The sequence below is a fragment of the Paramesorhizobium salinisoli genome (assembly GCF_003335045.1).
In the GTDB taxonomy this organism is placed as follows: Bacteria; Pseudomonadota; Alphaproteobacteria; order Rhizobiales; family Rhizobiaceae; genus Paramesorhizobium; species Paramesorhizobium salinisoli.
In genome coordinates this window covers 265,753-280,860 of sequence record NZ_QOZG01000003.1, presented here as the reverse complement: position 1 = coordinate 280,860, position 15,108 = coordinate 265,753, and the positions used below count along the sequence as shown (strand labels likewise).

General features: G+C 58.5%; 16 protein-coding genes. 7 read left to right on the top strand and 9 right to left on the bottom strand.

Annotated elements, in window-relative coordinates; translation table 11 throughout:
• Nucleotides 1-47: 47 nt before the first annotated feature.
• Complete coding sequence (ugpB, locus tag DUT91_RS08295; protein WP_114439906.1) at nt 48-1,358, bottom strand: sn-glycerol-3-phosphate ABC transporter substrate-binding protein UgpB; 1,311 nt, start codon at nt 1,356-1,358, stop codon at nt 48-50.
• A 277-nt stretch (nt 1,359-1,635) separates the two neighbouring features.
• Between ugpB and rirA the strand changes: the two genes are divergently transcribed.
• Nucleotides 1,636-2,097 carry an iron-responsive transcriptional regulator RirA gene (rirA, locus tag DUT91_RS08290; RefSeq protein ID WP_114439905.1) on the top strand — a complete coding sequence of 154 codons (462 nt, stop codon included), beginning with the start codon at nt 1,636-1,638 and terminating at the stop codon, nt 2,095-2,097.
• 45 nt (nt 2,098-2,142) lie between these two features.
• Here the strand turns inward: rirA and DUT91_RS08285 are convergent, their stop codons facing one another.
• From DUT91_RS08285 to DUT91_RS08260, 6 genes are all read right to left on the bottom strand, one after another.
• A complete protein-coding gene (locus tag DUT91_RS08285; protein WP_114439904.1) occupies nt 2,143-2,934 on the bottom strand; it encodes a heme ABC transporter ATP-binding protein in 792 nt (263 codons plus the stop codon).
• A gap of 11 nt (nt 2,935-2,945) precedes the next feature.
• Complete coding sequence (locus DUT91_RS08280; RefSeq protein WP_245419636.1) at nt 2,946-4,049, bottom strand: FecCD family ABC transporter permease; 1,104 nt, start codon at nt 4,047-4,049, stop codon at nt 2,946-2,948.
• Between the two features lie 11 nt (nt 4,050-4,060).
• Nucleotides 4,061-4,987, bottom strand: coding sequence for a heme/hemin ABC transporter substrate-binding protein (locus DUT91_RS08275; RefSeq protein WP_245419635.1), 927 nt, complete (start codon nt 4,985-4,987; stop codon nt 4,061-4,063).
• Between the two features lie 24 nt (nt 4,988-5,011).
• Complete coding sequence (locus DUT91_RS08270) at nt 5,012-6,070, bottom strand: hemin-degrading factor (RefSeq protein ID WP_114439903.1); 1,059 nt, start codon at nt 6,068-6,070, stop codon at nt 5,012-5,014.
• A 22-nt stretch (nt 6,071-6,092) separates the two neighbouring features.
• Entirely contained in the window at nt 6,093-6,332 is a 240-nt protein-coding gene (hemP, locus tag DUT91_RS08265) for a hemin uptake protein HemP (protein WP_114439902.1), read from the bottom strand.
• A gap of 145 nt (nt 6,333-6,477) precedes the next feature.
• Entirely contained in the window at nt 6,478-8,697 is a 2,220-nt protein-coding gene (locus DUT91_RS08260) for a TonB-dependent hemoglobin/transferrin/lactoferrin family receptor (RefSeq protein ID WP_114439901.1), read from the bottom strand.
• Nucleotides 8,698-8,931: 234 nt separating this feature from the next.
• Here DUT91_RS08260 and DUT91_RS08255 point away from each other — a divergent pair, with 234 nt between their 5' ends.
• The 6 genes from DUT91_RS08255 (at nt 8,932) to DUT91_RS08230 (ending at nt 12,996) form a co-directional block, all read left to right on the top strand.
• Nucleotides 8,932-9,390 (top strand): hypothetical protein, encoded by a 459-nt coding sequence (locus tag DUT91_RS08255; RefSeq protein ID WP_114439900.1) that lies wholly within the window; start codon nt 8,932-8,934, stop codon nt 9,388-9,390.
• Nucleotides 9,391-9,419: 29 nt separating this feature from the next.
• Nucleotides 9,420-9,734: a heme-degrading protein HmuQ gene (hmuQ, locus tag DUT91_RS08250; protein ID WP_114439899.1), complete on the top strand. Its 315-nt coding sequence runs from the start codon at nt 9,420-9,422 to the stop codon at nt 9,732-9,734.
• Between the two features lie 490 nt (nt 9,735-10,224).
• The gene (locus DUT91_RS08245; protein ID WP_114439898.1) at nt 10,225-10,536 is read left to right on the top strand and encodes a (2Fe-2S)-binding protein; all 312 of its coding nucleotides are present in this window, start codon (nt 10,225-10,227) and stop codon (nt 10,534-10,536) included.
• Nucleotides 10,502-10,987 carry a bacterioferritin gene (gene bfr / locus DUT91_RS08240; protein ID WP_114439897.1) on the top strand — a complete coding sequence of 162 codons (486 nt, stop codon included), beginning with the start codon at nt 10,502-10,504 and terminating at the stop codon, nt 10,985-10,987. The genes DUT91_RS08245 and bfr overlap by 35 nt, the downstream gene beginning before the upstream one ends.
• A gap of 225 nt (nt 10,988-11,212) precedes the next feature.
• Entirely contained in the window at nt 11,213-12,526 is a 1,314-nt protein-coding gene (gene rimO / locus DUT91_RS08235) for a 30S ribosomal protein S12 methylthiotransferase RimO (RefSeq protein WP_114439896.1), read from the top strand.
• Nucleotides 12,526-12,996 carry a GNAT family N-acetyltransferase gene (locus tag DUT91_RS08230; RefSeq protein WP_114439895.1) on the top strand — a complete coding sequence of 157 codons (471 nt, stop codon included), beginning with the start codon at nt 12,526-12,528 and terminating at the stop codon, nt 12,994-12,996. The genes rimO and DUT91_RS08230 overlap by 1 nt, the downstream gene beginning before the upstream one ends.
• A gap of 58 nt (nt 12,997-13,054) precedes the next feature.
• Here DUT91_RS08230 and DUT91_RS08225 read toward each other — a convergent pair whose 3' ends face one another.
• Together DUT91_RS08225 and DUT91_RS08220 are read right to left on the bottom strand one after the other, a co-directional pair.
• Nucleotides 13,055-14,122 (bottom strand): BMP family ABC transporter substrate-binding protein, encoded by a 1,068-nt coding sequence (locus DUT91_RS08225; RefSeq protein WP_114439894.1) that lies wholly within the window; start codon nt 14,120-14,122, stop codon nt 13,055-13,057.
• Between the two features lie 63 nt (nt 14,123-14,185).
• On the bottom strand, nt 14,186-15,106 hold the full coding sequence (locus DUT91_RS08220; protein WP_114440171.1) for an ABC transporter permease: 921 nt from the start codon (nt 15,104-15,106) through the stop codon (nt 14,186-14,188).
• Nucleotides 15,107-15,108: the final 2 nt, after the last annotated feature.

Genomic DNA, 15,108 nt, shown 5'->3' with positions numbered 1-15,108 from the left:
CCGTCCGCAATGCAATGCGGGCGGGGCAGCGTCTGGACTGTCAAGGATTACTGGCCGATGGCCTGCTTGATAGCGGCATTGCCACGGGTGACCGCATTGTCGAGCGCCTGCTGCGCCGTCTGTTGGCCGTCCATCATCTTTTCAAGCTCTTCATTCTCGATGTCGCGAACCTGCGGCAGGTTCACAAGACGCACGCCTCGGGAGTTTTCCGTAGGCGCCTTGCCCATCATCTGCGTAATTGGCGTTTCGCGGCCTGGATTCTTCTCATAGAAGCCGGATGCCTTCGTTTCCTCATAGGCCTTAAGCGTGACCGGCAGATAACCCGATACCTGATGGAGCCGCGCCTGGATTTCGGGGCTGGAGAGGAAATTGAAGAAGGCTGCGATGCCTTTGTACTTCTCATCCGACTTTCCGCCGAATACCCACAGGCTCGCACCGCCTGGAATGGTGTTCTGCGGCGCGCCTTCTGCTTCGGGCTCGTAGGGCAATTGGCCGATGCCATAGTTCATGCCCGATTTGACGATATCGCCGAGGCCGCCGGAGGATTCGGTGAGAATGCCGCATTCGCCGGCGAGGAATATCTGTTTGGCTTCAGACGTACGTCCGCCATAGCGGAACACGCCATCCTTGGTGAGATCGGCGATTTCCTGGAAATGCTTGACGAAGAGCGGTGCGTTGATCTCAAGCTCGACATCCAGTCCCGCAAGGCCGTTTTCCTTGGTGCCGTAGGAAAGATTGTTCCAGGCGGCGAAATTCTCCAAATGAATCCATGTCAGCCAGGTCGAGGTATAGCCACAGGGTGCGGCGCCGCTGGTCTTGATCTTCTTGGCGGCTTCCCATACCTCGGGCCAGGTCTTCGGCGGGTTGTCGACGTCGAGCCCGGCCTTTTCGAAGATATCCTTGTTATAATAGAGAATGGGCGACGAGCTGTTATACGGGAACGACAGCATGGTGCCATCAGGCTTCGAATAATAAGCGACGATTCCGGGCAGATACTGGCTCTTGTCGAAAGTCACGCCGCCTTCGGACAATATCTCCGCGACCGGCTTGATCGCACCTTCAGCCGCCATCATCACGCCGGTTCCGACATCGAAAACCTGGATTATATCGGGCGCCTGCTTGGCGCGGAAAGCGGCGATGCCGGCGTTCAGCGTTTCCGGATAGGTCCCCTTGAAAACCGGAACGACCTTGTACTCGCTCTGGCTCTCGTTGAATTCCTTTGAAAGTGTATTGACGACTTCGTTGTTGGCGCCGGACATGGCGTGCCACCAGCTGATTTCCGTGACGGCGAAAGAGGATGTCGACGACATCAACGTCAAGGCGGCAGCGAGGCCAATGGAAATACCGCTCGTCTTCATAATGCTCTCCCTTATTGCTGGCGTCATGAGCGCGCCGCTTGAGGGCAGTATCGGTTCTATGTGACAGATGAACAACAGTTTATTTGCAGTTTTGTGACGTTAAGCCAGATCCCATGATGCGCGGCCATTCATCGAGCCCCTCTGGCTAGCGATCTGCAAAAAGACGCCATTAATCGACTTTAAAGATGAGAAAAGACTTCATATATTTTCAGAAGAGTTCTAAACTGAGCTCAGTTTGGCGCCCCTTCGGGAGGCTCCGAGAGAAAAGGATCATCCCATGCGGCTTACCCGCCAGACCAATTATGCAATCCGGATGTTGATGTATTGCGCCGCCAATGAAGGCCGTCTCAGCCGCGTGCCCGACATCGCAAAGGCATATGCCGTTTCTGAGCTGTTTCTCTTCAAGATCCTTCAGCCGCTCGTGGAACATGGGTTGGTCCAGACGGTGCGCGGCCGCAATGGCGGGGTGCGGCTCGGCAAGGCCGCCACGGCCATTACGATTTTCGACGTGGTCCGCGTGACGGAGGAAAGCTTCGCCATGGCGGAATGTTTCGACAACGATGCGGCGGAATGCCCGCTGATCGACAGCTGCGCCCTCAACTCGGCGCTGCGTGAAGCGCTCGGCGCTTTCTTCGAGGTTCTGGCGAAATACAGCATCGCCGATCTGGTCAAGGCGCGCCCGAACGTCCGAATGCTCCTCGGCCTCGACGAACTCCAGCCGCAACTGGCCGCAGGCTAAGGGGTTGCATCCAGAGGGGTAGCGTTAGCCTTCCCGTTGGCTACGCTAAACCGCTGCAGATTGCGGCAGGATAAAAGGCGTGCCGCCGTGAGGCAGAACGCCGACCTTCAAGGCGCATTCATAAACGCGCAGGATGCGATCATCCGATAGCATATCCCGCGGATTTCCCGCCGCATCGACCCGGCCGCGGTGCATCATGACGACATTGTCCGCAAACATTGCCGTGAGATTGAGATCGTGGAGGATGGCGATCACGCCCCCGCCGCTTTCAGCAAAGCTCCTGGCGATGCGCATGATGATCAACTGGTGCTTGATGTCGAGACTCGATACCGGCTCGTCGAGAAAGAGATAGCGCGGCTCGCCATCCAGAACCGGATGCCAGACCTGGCAGAGCACCCGGGCCAGTTGGACGCGCTGCTGCTCGCCGCCTGACAACTCCTGGTAAAACCGTCCACCAAAGCCTGCGAGATCGACCATCGACAGCGCGCGGTCCGGCAGAGATTCGATCTCCCCGGAACCGGCACCGGAATAACCGCTGGTAAGGCCGAGCCGGACGATTTCGCGCACGGTGTAGGGAAACGCGAGCGATGTCGATTGGGGAAGCACCGCGCGTAGCGCCGCCATCTGCCACGGTTTCAGTGCTTCAAACTGCTTTCCATTGATCGAGATACGGCCAGCAGAGGGTAGCTCGCCCGAAAGAGCACGTAGCAGCGTCGTCTTGCCGGACCCGTTCGGACCGACAATTGCCGTCAGTTCGCCCGGCCTGGCCGTGAAATCGACATTCTCGATAATCGGCTTTTTACCAATGGCGACGGACAGATTTTCGGCTTTGATCATGTCGATTGGCCTCAGAGATCGAGGATTCCGCGCCGACGCAGCAAAACCCACAGGAAGAACGGAGCGCCGACTGCGGCGGTAACGATGCCGATGGGCAGTTCGGCGGGCGCGACGATGGTCCGGCTGACCACATCGGCCAGCAGCAACAGCGTGGCGCCGAGAAGTGCCGACGCCGGGAGGAGATAGCGATGGTCCGGACCGATCATCAGGCGCAGGAGATGTGGCACGACGATGCCGACAAAGCCGATGCCGCCGCTCACCGCCACGGACGCGCCAACCGCCGCAGCAACCGTGACAATCGCGACGTTCTTCAACCGCTGAACGGGAATGCCCAGATGATTGGCCGATGCCTCGCCAAGCGATAGGCCGTTGAGACCGCGCGCCAGAAATGGCGCCGCTGCGAGTGCCAGCAGGATGATCGATCCCGAGGCCCCGATCTTGGCCCAAGTGGCGCCCGCAAGCGAGCCCAGCGACCAGAATGTCAGGTCGCGCAATTGCTGGTCATCTGCCATGTAGATCAGAGCGCCCGTCAGCGCTGCCGCCAATGCAGCAATTGCTATCCCCGCCAAAAGCATGGTTGCAACGGATGTCTGGCCGCGTCTCGTGGCAATGCCATAAAGCAGGAACGTGGTCAGCAGACTGCCAAGAAATGCCATGATCGGCAGAGTATAGATGTTTAAAAGCGCGGCTACAGGCGCGAGGATGGTTCCACCCAGAACGATGGTGCCGACCGCACCAAGGCTTGCCCCGGCCGATACGCCGACAAGACCTGGATCAGCCAGCGGGTTGCGGAAAAGCCCCTGCAGGACGGCACCCGAGACTGCAAGCGCCGAACCGATCAGCGCGCCGAGAATGATGCGCGGGAGGCGAATTTCCAGAACGATGATGCGGTCGCGCTGTGACAGTTCCTCCGGCGAAACCGCTGAGAAAAGCCAATGCTTGACCACCATCCACGCCGACGCATCGGATGCGCCGGCGGTGAGGCTGAAGAGCATAACCGTGAGGAGCAGTACCGCGAGGAGGCCGATCGCTGCGCGGGCGACACCTGAGCGGTCGCCGCGCACCTGCCCCCCTCCATCGGCGAACGAACCGGCGAACTCCATTCTCTTGAGCATGGCGAAGCGGCTCAATGCTCTGCGGCGTCGCCGTAGAGCGCCACCGAGAGATCATGCGCCGCCTTGGCCGTGCGCGGACCGAAGCCCAGGAGATAGAGCGCATCCATCCGCACCAGCTTCTTCGTCCTGGCCACAGGCGTGCCGGCGAAGGCCGGATTGCCGAATATCTGCTCGGGGCTGACCGCATGATTGCCGCCGCGGTCCATCATCAGGATCACATCGGGCGCAGCCTTGCCGATCGCTTCGTCGGTCAATTGCTTGTAGCCCTCGTAGCCATCGATGGCATTCACGCCGCCGGCAAGCTCGATAATGCCGTTCGCGGCGGTGTTCTTGCCCGAGGCCATGATGCGATCGCCCTGCATGGACAAGATGAACAGGATGCGTTTGCGCTCCTTGACCGAGGACGCAGCCTTCTCGGCGGCGGCCAGATCAGCGCCCACGGACGCGGCGAGCTTGTCCGCCTTGTCCTGGATGCCGAGCGCCTTGCCGACGCCGTGGATCTTGTCGAGCACGCCCTGGCCGGTAAAGCGCTCCGGCACGACGACCATGGGAACGCTGGCCTTCTTCAGGACATCGAGCGCTTCGCGCGGCCCGCTGCCCTCCAGAAGGAGAATTCCCGATGGATTGACGGAAAGGACGCCCTCCGGCGACAGGGCTCGCATATAGCCGACATCGGGAAGTTTGCCTGCTTCGGGTGGATAGAGGCTCGTGGAATCACGCGCCACGAGACGCTTCTCTTCGCCGAGCGCGTAGACGATTTCCGTCAGCGATCCGCCGATGGAAATCAATCTCGAACTATCCTCGATACGGGTGGTCTCCTCCGCCAGCGCTGACGTGGTAGTGGCAGAGGAAACGGCCATGGCAAGCATCGAGAACAGCAGCGCGGCCCGCCCTGCCCTCATGGATATGCCAGCCAGGCGGTGCAATCCCTTGTCCATCAGTCTGTTCCTTCCAGGTGCCATTCAGGCGGCCGTCGATTGGCGCACGCGCGGCAGGTTCTCGATCAGGAAACGCCAGTCTTCCCGCTCACCCTGCCCTTCATGCCTCTTGCCGAAGAACTGGATGATCATCTCGTGGTTTGCATCATAGGCTTCCAGCGACGTCACATGGCCGTCCTTGGTCGGCTTGCGGACAGCCCAGACCTCGTGGATATGATCGGCGCGCAGGTGAAGATGGAATGTCGGGTCGAGCACGTTGAGCCACGGTCCCATCGTCTTCAGTTCGCTGATCGGTCCGGAATGGATCTGGATACAGCCGCGATTTCCGACAAAGCACATGATCGGAAGCGCGGTTTGCGCTGCATGACTCATCATAGCGCCGACCGCCTGCGTATCGAGGTGCCAGGCATATTCCTCGCCGATCACATTGAGCGCCTGTTGTCTGTCCAGCTTGAAATCGCGCAGGAGGCCGGCGAACTGGTGCACATCGGTCATCTGGCTCCAGCGATGGCGGAAATCGTCGCGATCGAGTTGCTCGATGCCGTCCAGCACCTCCCTGGCGCCCGGCGCAACCGTCTCGATCGTTCGCGACTGGTCGTCGGAGCGCATCGTCTCGACCAAAGTTCGATATGCATCGAGATCGGATTGCGTGCGCAAGTGGATCTTGTGGACGGCCTCACCCGCTTCATCAAAGAACTGCAGGCTGCGGCGCACATCGTCGCCGTCGCGTTTTTCAACCGCAAAACCATGCTTCCATGCATTCGGGAAAATGCGCAGGTCGATCTGTGCGCCAAGCACCATCGCCGCGCGGTTGCCCTGCACGATCTTGTCATAGACGCCGATTTTCTCGTGCACGGCACTTTCATTGCGGGTCAGCGCCATCACTTCACCGACCGCGCCAATGCCGCCCAGCAGCGCATCGACGTCAGGCCGGATGCGCATAACGGCGTCACCGCATTGGGCGGCGACATAGTCGGCTTCGGATATGTTCAGGAGCTGGGCGAACTCGCGTTCACGCAGTTTCGGATTTTCGGCGCGCGCGCGCAGAATTTCCTGGGGGGAAGGCTTGGAAATACCAGTCATGTCATGTCGCCTGTCTATTCAGCTATTTATTCAGAATGAGTTTGCCCTGACGGGTGATCTTGAGACGGTAAAGCGCCCCGGCATGCTCGATGCCCACTTCGGTGGAACCGTCGAAGAGCTCGCCGCTGCCATAGGTTTTCATCGGGTGCTGCACCCGGTTGTGCGGTTCTGCATATGGCGCTGACGCGGCGATCGAGCCGGAGGATGATCCGGCCCCGCGCGGCAACTGAACCTTCATATCGATGAAACTGCGTCTGTTCATTGCGCACCCCTTTCCGTCTGAGACGGGCGCACCGGCTGCACCGGGCGCCCGACCCTATTGTTGAGTAAAATTATCACCTTTTCACGCCTGCGCAATAGAAGAGTTTTTTCAACTTTTATGGATGCGCGTGCGGCCGGTTACGGGTCTAGAACCGCTGCGTCATGGAGATTTTGAATGTGCGGCCCGGCTCGGTGAAATAGTCCTTGGGTACCGAGCCGCTGTCTGGGATATCGAGTGCGTTCCAATATTTCCTGTCGAAGATATTGTAGACGCCCGCCTGGATGCGCATGCCCTTCAACTGTTCCGGTTCCCACCAGCCCGTGACATCGAAAAGCGTGTAGCCGGGTGTCTTGTTATAATCGGAGCTCGGGTTCTCGACCTTGTTGCGTGCCGCCGCCGCGGTCATCGAGAAATCCGTTCCCCAGGTCTCGGTCGCATAGCCGACGCCTACAATGCCCTTCAGCGCCGGGATGGAGTTCAGATATACGTCCGCGTCCGTATCCTTGCCCTGTGCGAAGGCAATCCCACCCCAGGTCTTCCAACCGTTCGAGAAGGCGTAATGCGCCTTGGCTTCCGCGCCATAGATCTGCACATGGGCGCGGTTGACATATCGGGTGATGCCCATCGGGAACATGCCGGGCGGCACACCGGCTTCGGCGGCGGTCACGCTGACATTGTCGATGAAGTTCTTATAATAATTGTTGTAAATGCTGACCGATCCGCCGAACCGGTCGTCGCCGAATTTCGCGCCGATATCGAATCCATTGCTGGTTTCTGGCTTCAGATCCGGATTGCCGATATTGAGATAGGTTCCAGGGCCGCCATAGGTCATGTAGAGTTCCGTCGAACTCGGCGCGCGGAAGGCTTGTGCCCATTGCGCATAGAGCACGACATTTTCGGTGGCGTCCCATTCGGCTCGCAGCTTGGGCGAGAAGCGTGAATCGCTGGAATCAGCGGGATAGCCCCGGAAGTTGGGGTTCTCTTCAAAAAGCGGTGTTTTCTGAGGATTGCGCTCATACCAATCGAAACGCAGTCCCGGCGTGATGCGCAGGCGGTCGTCATAAAGGGCGATCTGGTCCTCCACGAACAGGCCCAGAGTCCCACCCTCAACCTCAGGCATTTCAGCCTGGTTGGTATGCAGGAAGGCGCAACGGGGATCGTTTGGACCAATGCAGTTGTCCTCGCCCAGCGCCTTCTGCTTCACCGTGCTGAGATATCCGTCGATTCCAAATTTGAAGGTATGGCTATAGGCACCTAGCTCGACCGCCTTCAGGCCCGTAGCGTTGATGCCGACATCTGTCTCCTCCATCGTATTGTCGCGGCGATAGTTGCCCACGGGATATGTGCGGCGTATCGCGCTTATATCGTCGCCCTGCGTCAGACGCTGCCAATAGAGAATCGCGGAAGCCTGATCGAGCCAGGCGTCGCCTGTGCCGTCGTAATCATAGGTCGCCGAGATCCGCTCACGCTTGCGCGTTTTCGTTTCCCAGTACGTTCCAGGCCAGTATGTCGCTCTTGGACCATCCATAGGAAAAGAAGAGGCATCGAGCTTGTGGATGTCCCGATCGAGGTCGAACCGCTCCGCCGTAAATCCGAAGCGGTGTCCGCCGTCGACATGCTGATGCAGTTTGAACAACAGATTGTTCTGGTCGTATTCGGCCAGGTTCTTTTCGGTGCGGGTGACGCCGAAGCCGCCGATGTCGCCCATGTTCTCGCGTTCCTTGCCGGCGCGATAGCCACCCTGGAAAAGGACATAGGTGTTGTTCGCCCGAGCGGCGAGTGCCTGATTGATGTTCCAACTTCTGTCGGCGCTGTCATAGGAGCCCTTGGTCAAGCTGCCCCAGTTTTTGCCCTCCGTCAGCAAATCCTCAGGGTTGAGCGTGCGCAATGAGATTACGCCGCCGAGCGCGCCCGAGCCGAACAGGCTGGAATCTGCTCCCTGGATGATGTCGAGCGTCGACAGCGTATCGAAATCGATGCTGGAGATGCCGCCTTTCACACCGCGCGCGCCATCGTCGAGCCATGGCACCCTGATTCCGTCGATGGTCGTCAGGACACGGTTGTCACCAAGGCCGCGGATATTGATGCTGTCGCTGGTACGGTTGTAGTTGATGCCGGGATCGAGACGCCCGATATCCTCGATGCGATCGACCTGCCGCTCCTGCAAATCCGCACGGGTTACCCTCTCCGTCAGCACGGTGGGCGTGTCGATACCGGTTTTCTTCGCCCCTTCGACGACAATCGGCTTGAGCTCGATCGGCGCCTGCTGGTCCGCCTCCTGTGCTGCAGCGCTTGTCATCATGGATGCGTTCAACGCGCCGACTGCCGCGCAGCCTAACCAGAATCTTTTTGAAATGTTGCTCATGGCCCCACCTAACCCGCTTCAAATTTTAGAAAACGACGTTGGCTGGCGAAGGGCTGGAGCCCGGCTGGCTATGCTTGTTTCGGACCGGTTGAGATTTTGAACCGTCATCCCCGACGAGCAGACCGGAATTACGAAATATGATATTTTTAGTCAAGATAATAGTTGCGAGCCATTTCGCTTTGAAATAACCTTTTTGGAACAATGACTGGGCCGTATCGAAACAGGGGAGAAGAGATGCTGCACCCGATGAAGACATGCCGAGTTCTGACCGCGGCTTTGGCTTTTTCGCTGGGTGCGGCCGGGCGGGCGCCTGGCCAGGAATCCCCTCAGGGAACCAGCCAGGCGCCTGCCTTAAGTCTTGAGCTGAACGCGCTCGACACGTCTGAAAAGGGATGTCGCCTGACCTTCGTCGCCGCAAACGAAATGAACGTCCAGCTAGACAAGGTGACGTTCGAGATGGTTCTCTTCAATGCCGAACAACGGGTGGAGCGTCTGGCACTGCTCGATTTCAAGACGTTGCCCGCGGGAAAGACCAAGGTGCGCCGCTTCGATCTTGCCAATATCGCATGCGACAGCATCAGCCGCATATTGATCAATGACGCGACGGAATGCTCGGGGGAAGGTCTTGCTGAAGGCGCCTGCATTCGCCAGTTGAAGACGAGCTCCAAGTCGTCCGTCCGCTTCGGCATCTGACTGTTGCCGCCTCTGAAAGGAATGCATGAATGTATATCGCCATGAACAGGTTCAAGGTTCAGGATGGCTCCGAGGACGCATTCGAAGCCGTGTGGAAGAACCGCGATTCGACCCTGAAGGAGTTGCCTGGTTTCGTGGAGTTCCATCTCCTGCGCGGCTCGCGCAATGCCGATGAGAACTACACGCTCTATGCCTCGCATACCATCTGGCGCAGCCAGGAGGATTTCGTCGCCTGGACCAAATCCGAGCATTTTCGCAATGCGCACAAGAATGCAGGCGCCAACAAGGTCCTCTATCTCGGATCGCCGAAGTTTGAAGGTTTCAACGTCGTCGAAGGTGCCTGATTCCGCGCCTTCGTCTTTATCCAATGCCCAAACGGGTCCTTCGGGATGAAAAATCCCGGGGGGAAGCGCCCCATGAGGCGATTTGACACACTGCCCGAATTCAACCGCGCAGACCGCATTTTTCGGCGCCCGAGAGCAAATTTCCTACTTAAAGCTGGCACTTCCACTCAAGTTTAGAATTATTCTAAGCTCTTGATATCTAGAACTATTCCAGAAGATAGAATTTGACATACCTGCTCGCTCTCCCCCATATAAGCGGGTACTCATTGAGTGTAACCCTTTGATGTTAGGGCCTTTAACCCTTGCGATTGGAGGAACCTGTGGTCGGTTCAGCATGGCCGTTAAATAAAACGGCCGCACCTCTCTGGAATAAACAAAGACATCCCTCGCTAGAAGCACGCCTATATTCTGGCGCTTGCGCGACGAATACTTATTCTCCGGGCATCGTATCTTTGCGCGTCTCCCATTCTGACTGGAGCAGTGCATCCTGATGCTTGTATGTCACTGCAACATTATTACCCAAAAAGAGATCGAGGACACGATAATTGCCCTCCTCGATGAAGATTGCTGGCAACTGATTGTTCCGGCAAAGGTCTACCATGCCATGCAGAAGCGCGGGCGCTGCTGTGGATGCTTCCCAAACGTTGTCGAAACGATCATAAAAGTGACCGAAGAATATCATCTTCGGCACGACCAGAACGATAGCGATGTCATATCGTTCATCGATCGTGTTCGTTCGCTACGCCAGCAATACGGGAGCATTCAGCATGAAGGGCGACATAAAGGTCATCGAGCGGCTTAACGAGGCTCTGTTCCTCGAACTGGGCGCGGTCAACCAATATTGGCTGCACTACAGGCTTCTCGACGATTGGGGCTACACGCGCCTTGCCAACAAGGAGCGGGCGGAATCCATCGAAGAGATGCATCACGCCGACCGCATCATCACACGTATCATCTTCCTCGAAGGCCATCCGAATTTGCAGACCGTCGCGCCGCTGCGCATCGGCCAGAACGTCAGGGAAGTGCTGGAGTCGGATCTCAAGGGCGAATATGACGCCCGCACCTCCTACAAGAAGTCCCGCGAAATCTGCGACGAACTCGGCGATTACGTCACCAAGCAGCTTTTCGACGAACTCCTGAAGGACGAGGAAGGCCATATCGATTTCCTCGAGACGCAGCTCGACCTGCTCTCCAAGATCGGTGAAGAGCGTTATGGATTGCTGAACGCCGCACCTGCGGATTCCGCCGAATAATACCCTTCGCATCATCGCGAAATAGCAATATGAACGACCGGGCTGAGAAGCTCGGTCGTTCGGCTTTATGGCTGCGTCTGCGAATGTTATGCCGAGCGGCATAGGCGCAGGCATTTACGAAATGGCCGGCTTCGTGCTATTGCGCGCCGGATTTCACTTATCTAGCTGCATTGTGCGACGCCGAGCTTCACTTGGCTGCAAATGCTCCAAGCAGGACCGGTATTCATGAACGCTCCGCGCGTCAGCTTCGTCTCTCTCGGCTGCCCCAAGGCACTTGTCGATTCAGAACGCATCATCACCAGCCTCCGGTCGGAAGGCTATGAGATATCGCGCAAGCATGACGGCGCGGATCTGGTGATCGTCAACACATGCGGCTTCCTGGATTCCGCGCGCGATGAATCGCTGGAGGCCATCGGCCTGGCGCTCAATGAGAACGGCAAGGTCATCGTCACCGGCTGCCTCGGCGCTGAGCCCGATGTCATCAGGGAACGGCATCCCAACGTTCTGGCGATCACGGGTCCGCAGGCCTATGAGAGCGTCATGACGGCAGTCCACGAGGCCGTTCCGCCCGCGCACGATCCCTATCTCGATCTTGTACCGCCACAGGGCGTCAAGCTGACGCCGCGCCATTACGCCTATCTCAAGATTTCGGAAGGCTGCTCCAACCGCTGTTCCTTCTGCATCATCCCTGCGCTGCGCGGCGATCTGGTTTCCAGGCCCGCGGGCGATGTCCTGCGTGAAGCTGAAAAGCTGGTGAAGGCCGGGGTGAAGGAAATCCTGGTCATCTCGCAGGATACCAGCGCCTATGGCGTCGATATCAAATACCAGGAAAGCGTCTGGCAGGACCGGCAGGTTCGCGCCAAGTTCATCGACCTGGCGCGCGAATTGGGCGAAATGGGCGCCTGGGTGCGTATGCATTACGTCTACCCCTACCCGCATGTCGACGAAGTCATTCCGCTAATGGCGGAAGGCAAGATCCTGCCCTATCTCGACATCCCCTTCCAGCACGCCTCGCCCGCGGTGCTGAAATCCATGCGTCGCCCTGCCCATCAGGAAAAGACCTCGCGCCGCATTCAAGCTTGGCGCGAGACTTGCCCCGACCTCGCCGTGCGCTCCACCTTCATCGTCGGCTTCCCCGGCGAGACGGAGGAAGATTTCCAGATGTTGCTAGATTGGCTCGACGAAGCGAAGATCGATCGCGCAGGCTGCTTCAAATATGAAGCGGTGAAAGGCGCGAAAGCCAATGATCTGGGCCTCGAAATGGTGCCGGAGGAGGTCAAGGAAAGCCGCTGGCACCGTTTCATGGCCAAGCAGCAGCAGATTTCGGCCAATCTATTGAAGAAAAAAGTGGGCAAGCGCCTGCCCGTCATCATCGATGAGGCGAACGGCACAGTTGCCAAGGGCCGCACGCGCTATGACGCGCCCGAGATCGACGGTTCGGTTCATATCCAGTCCCGGCGTCCGCTACGCGCCGGCGATATCGTCACGGTCAAGATCGAGCAAAGCGACGCTTACGACCTGCACGGAATCGCGGTGTGATGCAGGAGAAGGAAGGCGCGCTGGTATTCAGGAAGGCCGTCTTTGACGATCTGCCCATGATCGTCGCGATGCTGGCGGATGACGAACTCGGAGCCCGGCGGGAGGATACGACCCTCCCCCTGCGCAACGAATATCTTTGTGCTTTCGAGGCGATCGACAGCGATCCCAACCAGTTGCTCGCCGTCGCAGAGGCTGAAGACAAGATCGTCGGCTGCCTGCAGATATCCTTCATTCCGGGCCTATCGCGTATCGGCCTCTGGCGCGGCCAGATCGAAAGCGTGAGGATCGCGCGCGATTTCCGCGGCGACGGTTTCGGCCGCAAGATGATCGGTTGGGCGATCGAGCAATGCCGGGCGCGCGCTTGCGGCGTCGTGCAGCTTGCGACGGACAAATCACGTTCCGATGCCCACCGCTTTTATAAATCTCTCGGCTTTGTCGACAGCCACGAGGGAATGAAGCTGACGTTGTAGTAGGGCGCATAAAAAAAGGCGCCGGTTTCCCGGCGCCCCGCTTCGAGATCGAAATCCCTTATTTTGGCAGCTTGTCGTCGACGCCGGCGACATAGAAGTTCATGCTGAGGATGGCTTTGTCATCGGCGGTCTCGCCCTTCTTCAGCCATTCCGATCCATTCTGTTTCTTGATCGGGCCGGTGAAGGGCTTCAGTTCTCCGGACGTGATCTTCGCCTGGGTCTCCTCAGCCATCTTCTTCACATCGTCAGGCATGTTGGTGTAAGGCGCCATGACGACGAAACCTTCACGCATGCCGTGGAAGATGTTCTGCGACTTCCACGTACCGTCAAGAACGGCTTTGGCGCGCTCGATGTAATAAGGGGCCCAATCGTCGACGATGGAGGTCAACTGCGTCTTTGGGCCGAACTTGATCATGTCCGACGCCTGTCCGAAAGCCTTGATGCCGCGCTCCGCCGCCACCTGCATGGGTGCGGTGGAATCGGTGTGCTGGGTGATGATATCGACGCCCTGATCGATCAGCGCCTTGGCGGCGTCGGCTTCCTTGCCGGGATCGAACCAGGAATTCACCCAGACTACCTTCACCTTGAAATCCGGATTGACCGATTGCGCGCCGAGCATGAAGGCATTGATGCCCTGTACGACTTCGGGGATCGGCATTGAACCGATATAGCCGGCGACACCGACCCTCGACATCTTGGCGGCAATCTGGCCCTGGATATAGCGGCCTTCATAGAAGCGCGAATTATAAACCGAAACGTTCTTGGCCGTCTTATAGCCGGTCGCGTGCTCGAACTTTACGTCAGGGAATTTCTTGGCGACCTTGATCGTAGGATCCATATAGCCGAACGATGTCGTGAAGATCAGCTTGTTGCCCGCACGCGCCAGTCGCTCGATGGAGCGCTCGGCATCCGCGCCTTCCGGCACACTCTCCAGGAAAGTCGTTTCGACCTTGTCGCCGAGTGTATCCTGCAGCGCTCTTCGGCCCTGATCGTGCTGATAGGTCCAGCCGTAATCGCCGGGCGGGCCGATATAGATGAAGCCCACCTTGAGCTTCTCCTGAGCATGGGCGGCGCCCCCCACAGCCAAGCTCGCTACCGCGGCCAGCGCCAGAAGCATCTTTTTCATATTACCTGTTCTCCTGTTGATAACGCATCCTGTTTGACAGGAATGTTCCCTTGATTGTCCAATTCAGCGGTCCGGAACGAACGGTTTCCCGAGCGAGGCCGGGGTGTTCATCATCGTCAAGCGCCTGTTCCTCGAGATTAGAACAAGAACCAGTATCGTTGCCAGATAGGGCAGCGAAGAAAGAAACTGGGACGGCAGGCCTATTCCAAGCGCCTGTGCATGCAGTTGCCCGATCGTCACGGCGCCGAAAATATATGCTCCAACCAGGGCCCGCCATGGCCGCCACGAGGCAAAGACGACGAGCGCAAGCGCGATCCAGCCCCGCCCGGCCGTCATGTTCTCGACCCATTGCGGCACATAGACGAGCGATAGCTGCGCTCCGGCAAGACCGGCACAGGCACCGCCGAAAAGCACGGCGAGATAGCGGGTGCGGACCACATGAACGCCGAGCGCGTGCGCCGAATTATGATTGTCGCCGATGGCGCGCAGTGTCAGTCCCGCCCTCGTTCTGAAGAGGAACCAGCTGACGCCGACGACCAGCAGGATCGAGAGATAGAAGATCGGATCCTGCCCGAAGACGAACCGTCCGATGAGGGGAAGCTCCGTGAGATAAGGAATATGGATGGGCTCCAGGCGGACGCCCGGCAGGCCGACGAAAGGCTCTCCGATCATGGCCGAGACACCGAGACCAAGAAGGGTCAGCGCCAAACCGCTTGCGACCTGGTTGGTCACCAGGGTCAACGTCAGAAAACCGAACAGCAGCGAGAAGGCGGCGCCCGCGAGGATAGCGGCAAACATGCCCAACCAGGCCGAACCTGTTATCTGCGCAACGGCAAATCCCGTCACAGCGCCCATGATCATCATGCCCTCGACGCCGAGATTGAGAACGCCGGAGCGCTCCACCACGAGTTCTCCCATCGCCGCGATGAGCAGCGGCGTGGCAGCCGTGGCAATCGTCAGGAGAATGGCCTGCGTCATTTCCATCG

Excerpts from the sequence above, each read along its gene's own strand:
- ugpB (WP_114439906.1), bottom strand. The coding sequence starts at position 1,358 with ATGAAGACGAGCGGTATTTCCATTGGCCTCGCTGCCGCCTTGACGTTG.
- rirA (WP_114439905.1), top strand. The coding sequence starts at position 1,636 with ATGCGGCTTACCCGCCAGACCAATTATGCAATCCGGATGTTGATGTAT.
- DUT91_RS08285 (WP_114439904.1), bottom strand. The coding sequence starts at position 2,934 with ATGATCAAAGCCGAAAATCTGTCCGTCGCCATTGGTAAAAAGCCGATT.
- DUT91_RS08280 (WP_245419636.1), bottom strand. The coding sequence starts at position 4,049 with ATGCTCAAGAGAATGGAGTTCGCCGGTTCGTTCGCCGATGGAGGGGGG.
- DUT91_RS08275 (WP_245419635.1), bottom strand. The coding sequence starts at position 4,987 with ATGGACAAGGGATTGCACCGCCTGGCTGGCATATCCATGAGGGCAGGG.
- DUT91_RS08270 (WP_114439903.1), bottom strand. The coding sequence starts at position 6,070 with ATGACTGGTATTTCCAAGCCTTCCCCCCAGGAAATTCTGCGCGCGCGC.
- hemP (WP_114439902.1), bottom strand. The coding sequence starts at position 6,332 with ATGAACAGACGCAGTTTCATCGATATGAAGGTTCAGTTGCCGCGCGGG.
- DUT91_RS08260 (WP_114439901.1), bottom strand. The coding sequence starts at position 8,697 with ATGAGCAACATTTCAAAAAGATTCTGGTTAGGCTGCGCGGCAGTCGGC.
- DUT91_RS08255 (WP_114439900.1), top strand. The coding sequence starts at position 8,932 with ATGCTGCACCCGATGAAGACATGCCGAGTTCTGACCGCGGCTTTGGCT.
- hmuQ (WP_114439899.1), top strand. The coding sequence starts at position 9,420 with ATGTATATCGCCATGAACAGGTTCAAGGTTCAGGATGGCTCCGAGGAC.
- DUT91_RS08245 (WP_114439898.1), top strand. The coding sequence starts at position 10,225 with ATGCTTGTATGTCACTGCAACATTATTACCCAAAAAGAGATCGAGGAC.
- bfr (WP_114439897.1), top strand. The coding sequence starts at position 10,502 with ATGAAGGGCGACATAAAGGTCATCGAGCGGCTTAACGAGGCTCTGTTC.
- rimO (WP_114439896.1), top strand. The coding sequence starts at position 11,213 with ATGAACGCTCCGCGCGTCAGCTTCGTCTCTCTCGGCTGCCCCAAGGCA.
- DUT91_RS08230 (WP_114439895.1), top strand. The coding sequence starts at position 12,526 with ATGCAGGAGAAGGAAGGCGCGCTGGTATTCAGGAAGGCCGTCTTTGAC.
- DUT91_RS08225 (WP_114439894.1), bottom strand. The coding sequence starts at position 14,122 with ATGAAAAAGATGCTTCTGGCGCTGGCCGCGGTAGCGAGCTTGGCTGTG.
- DUT91_RS08220 (WP_114440171.1), bottom strand. The coding sequence starts at position 15,106 with ATGGAAATGACGCAGGCCATTCTCCTGACGATTGCCACGGCTGCCACG.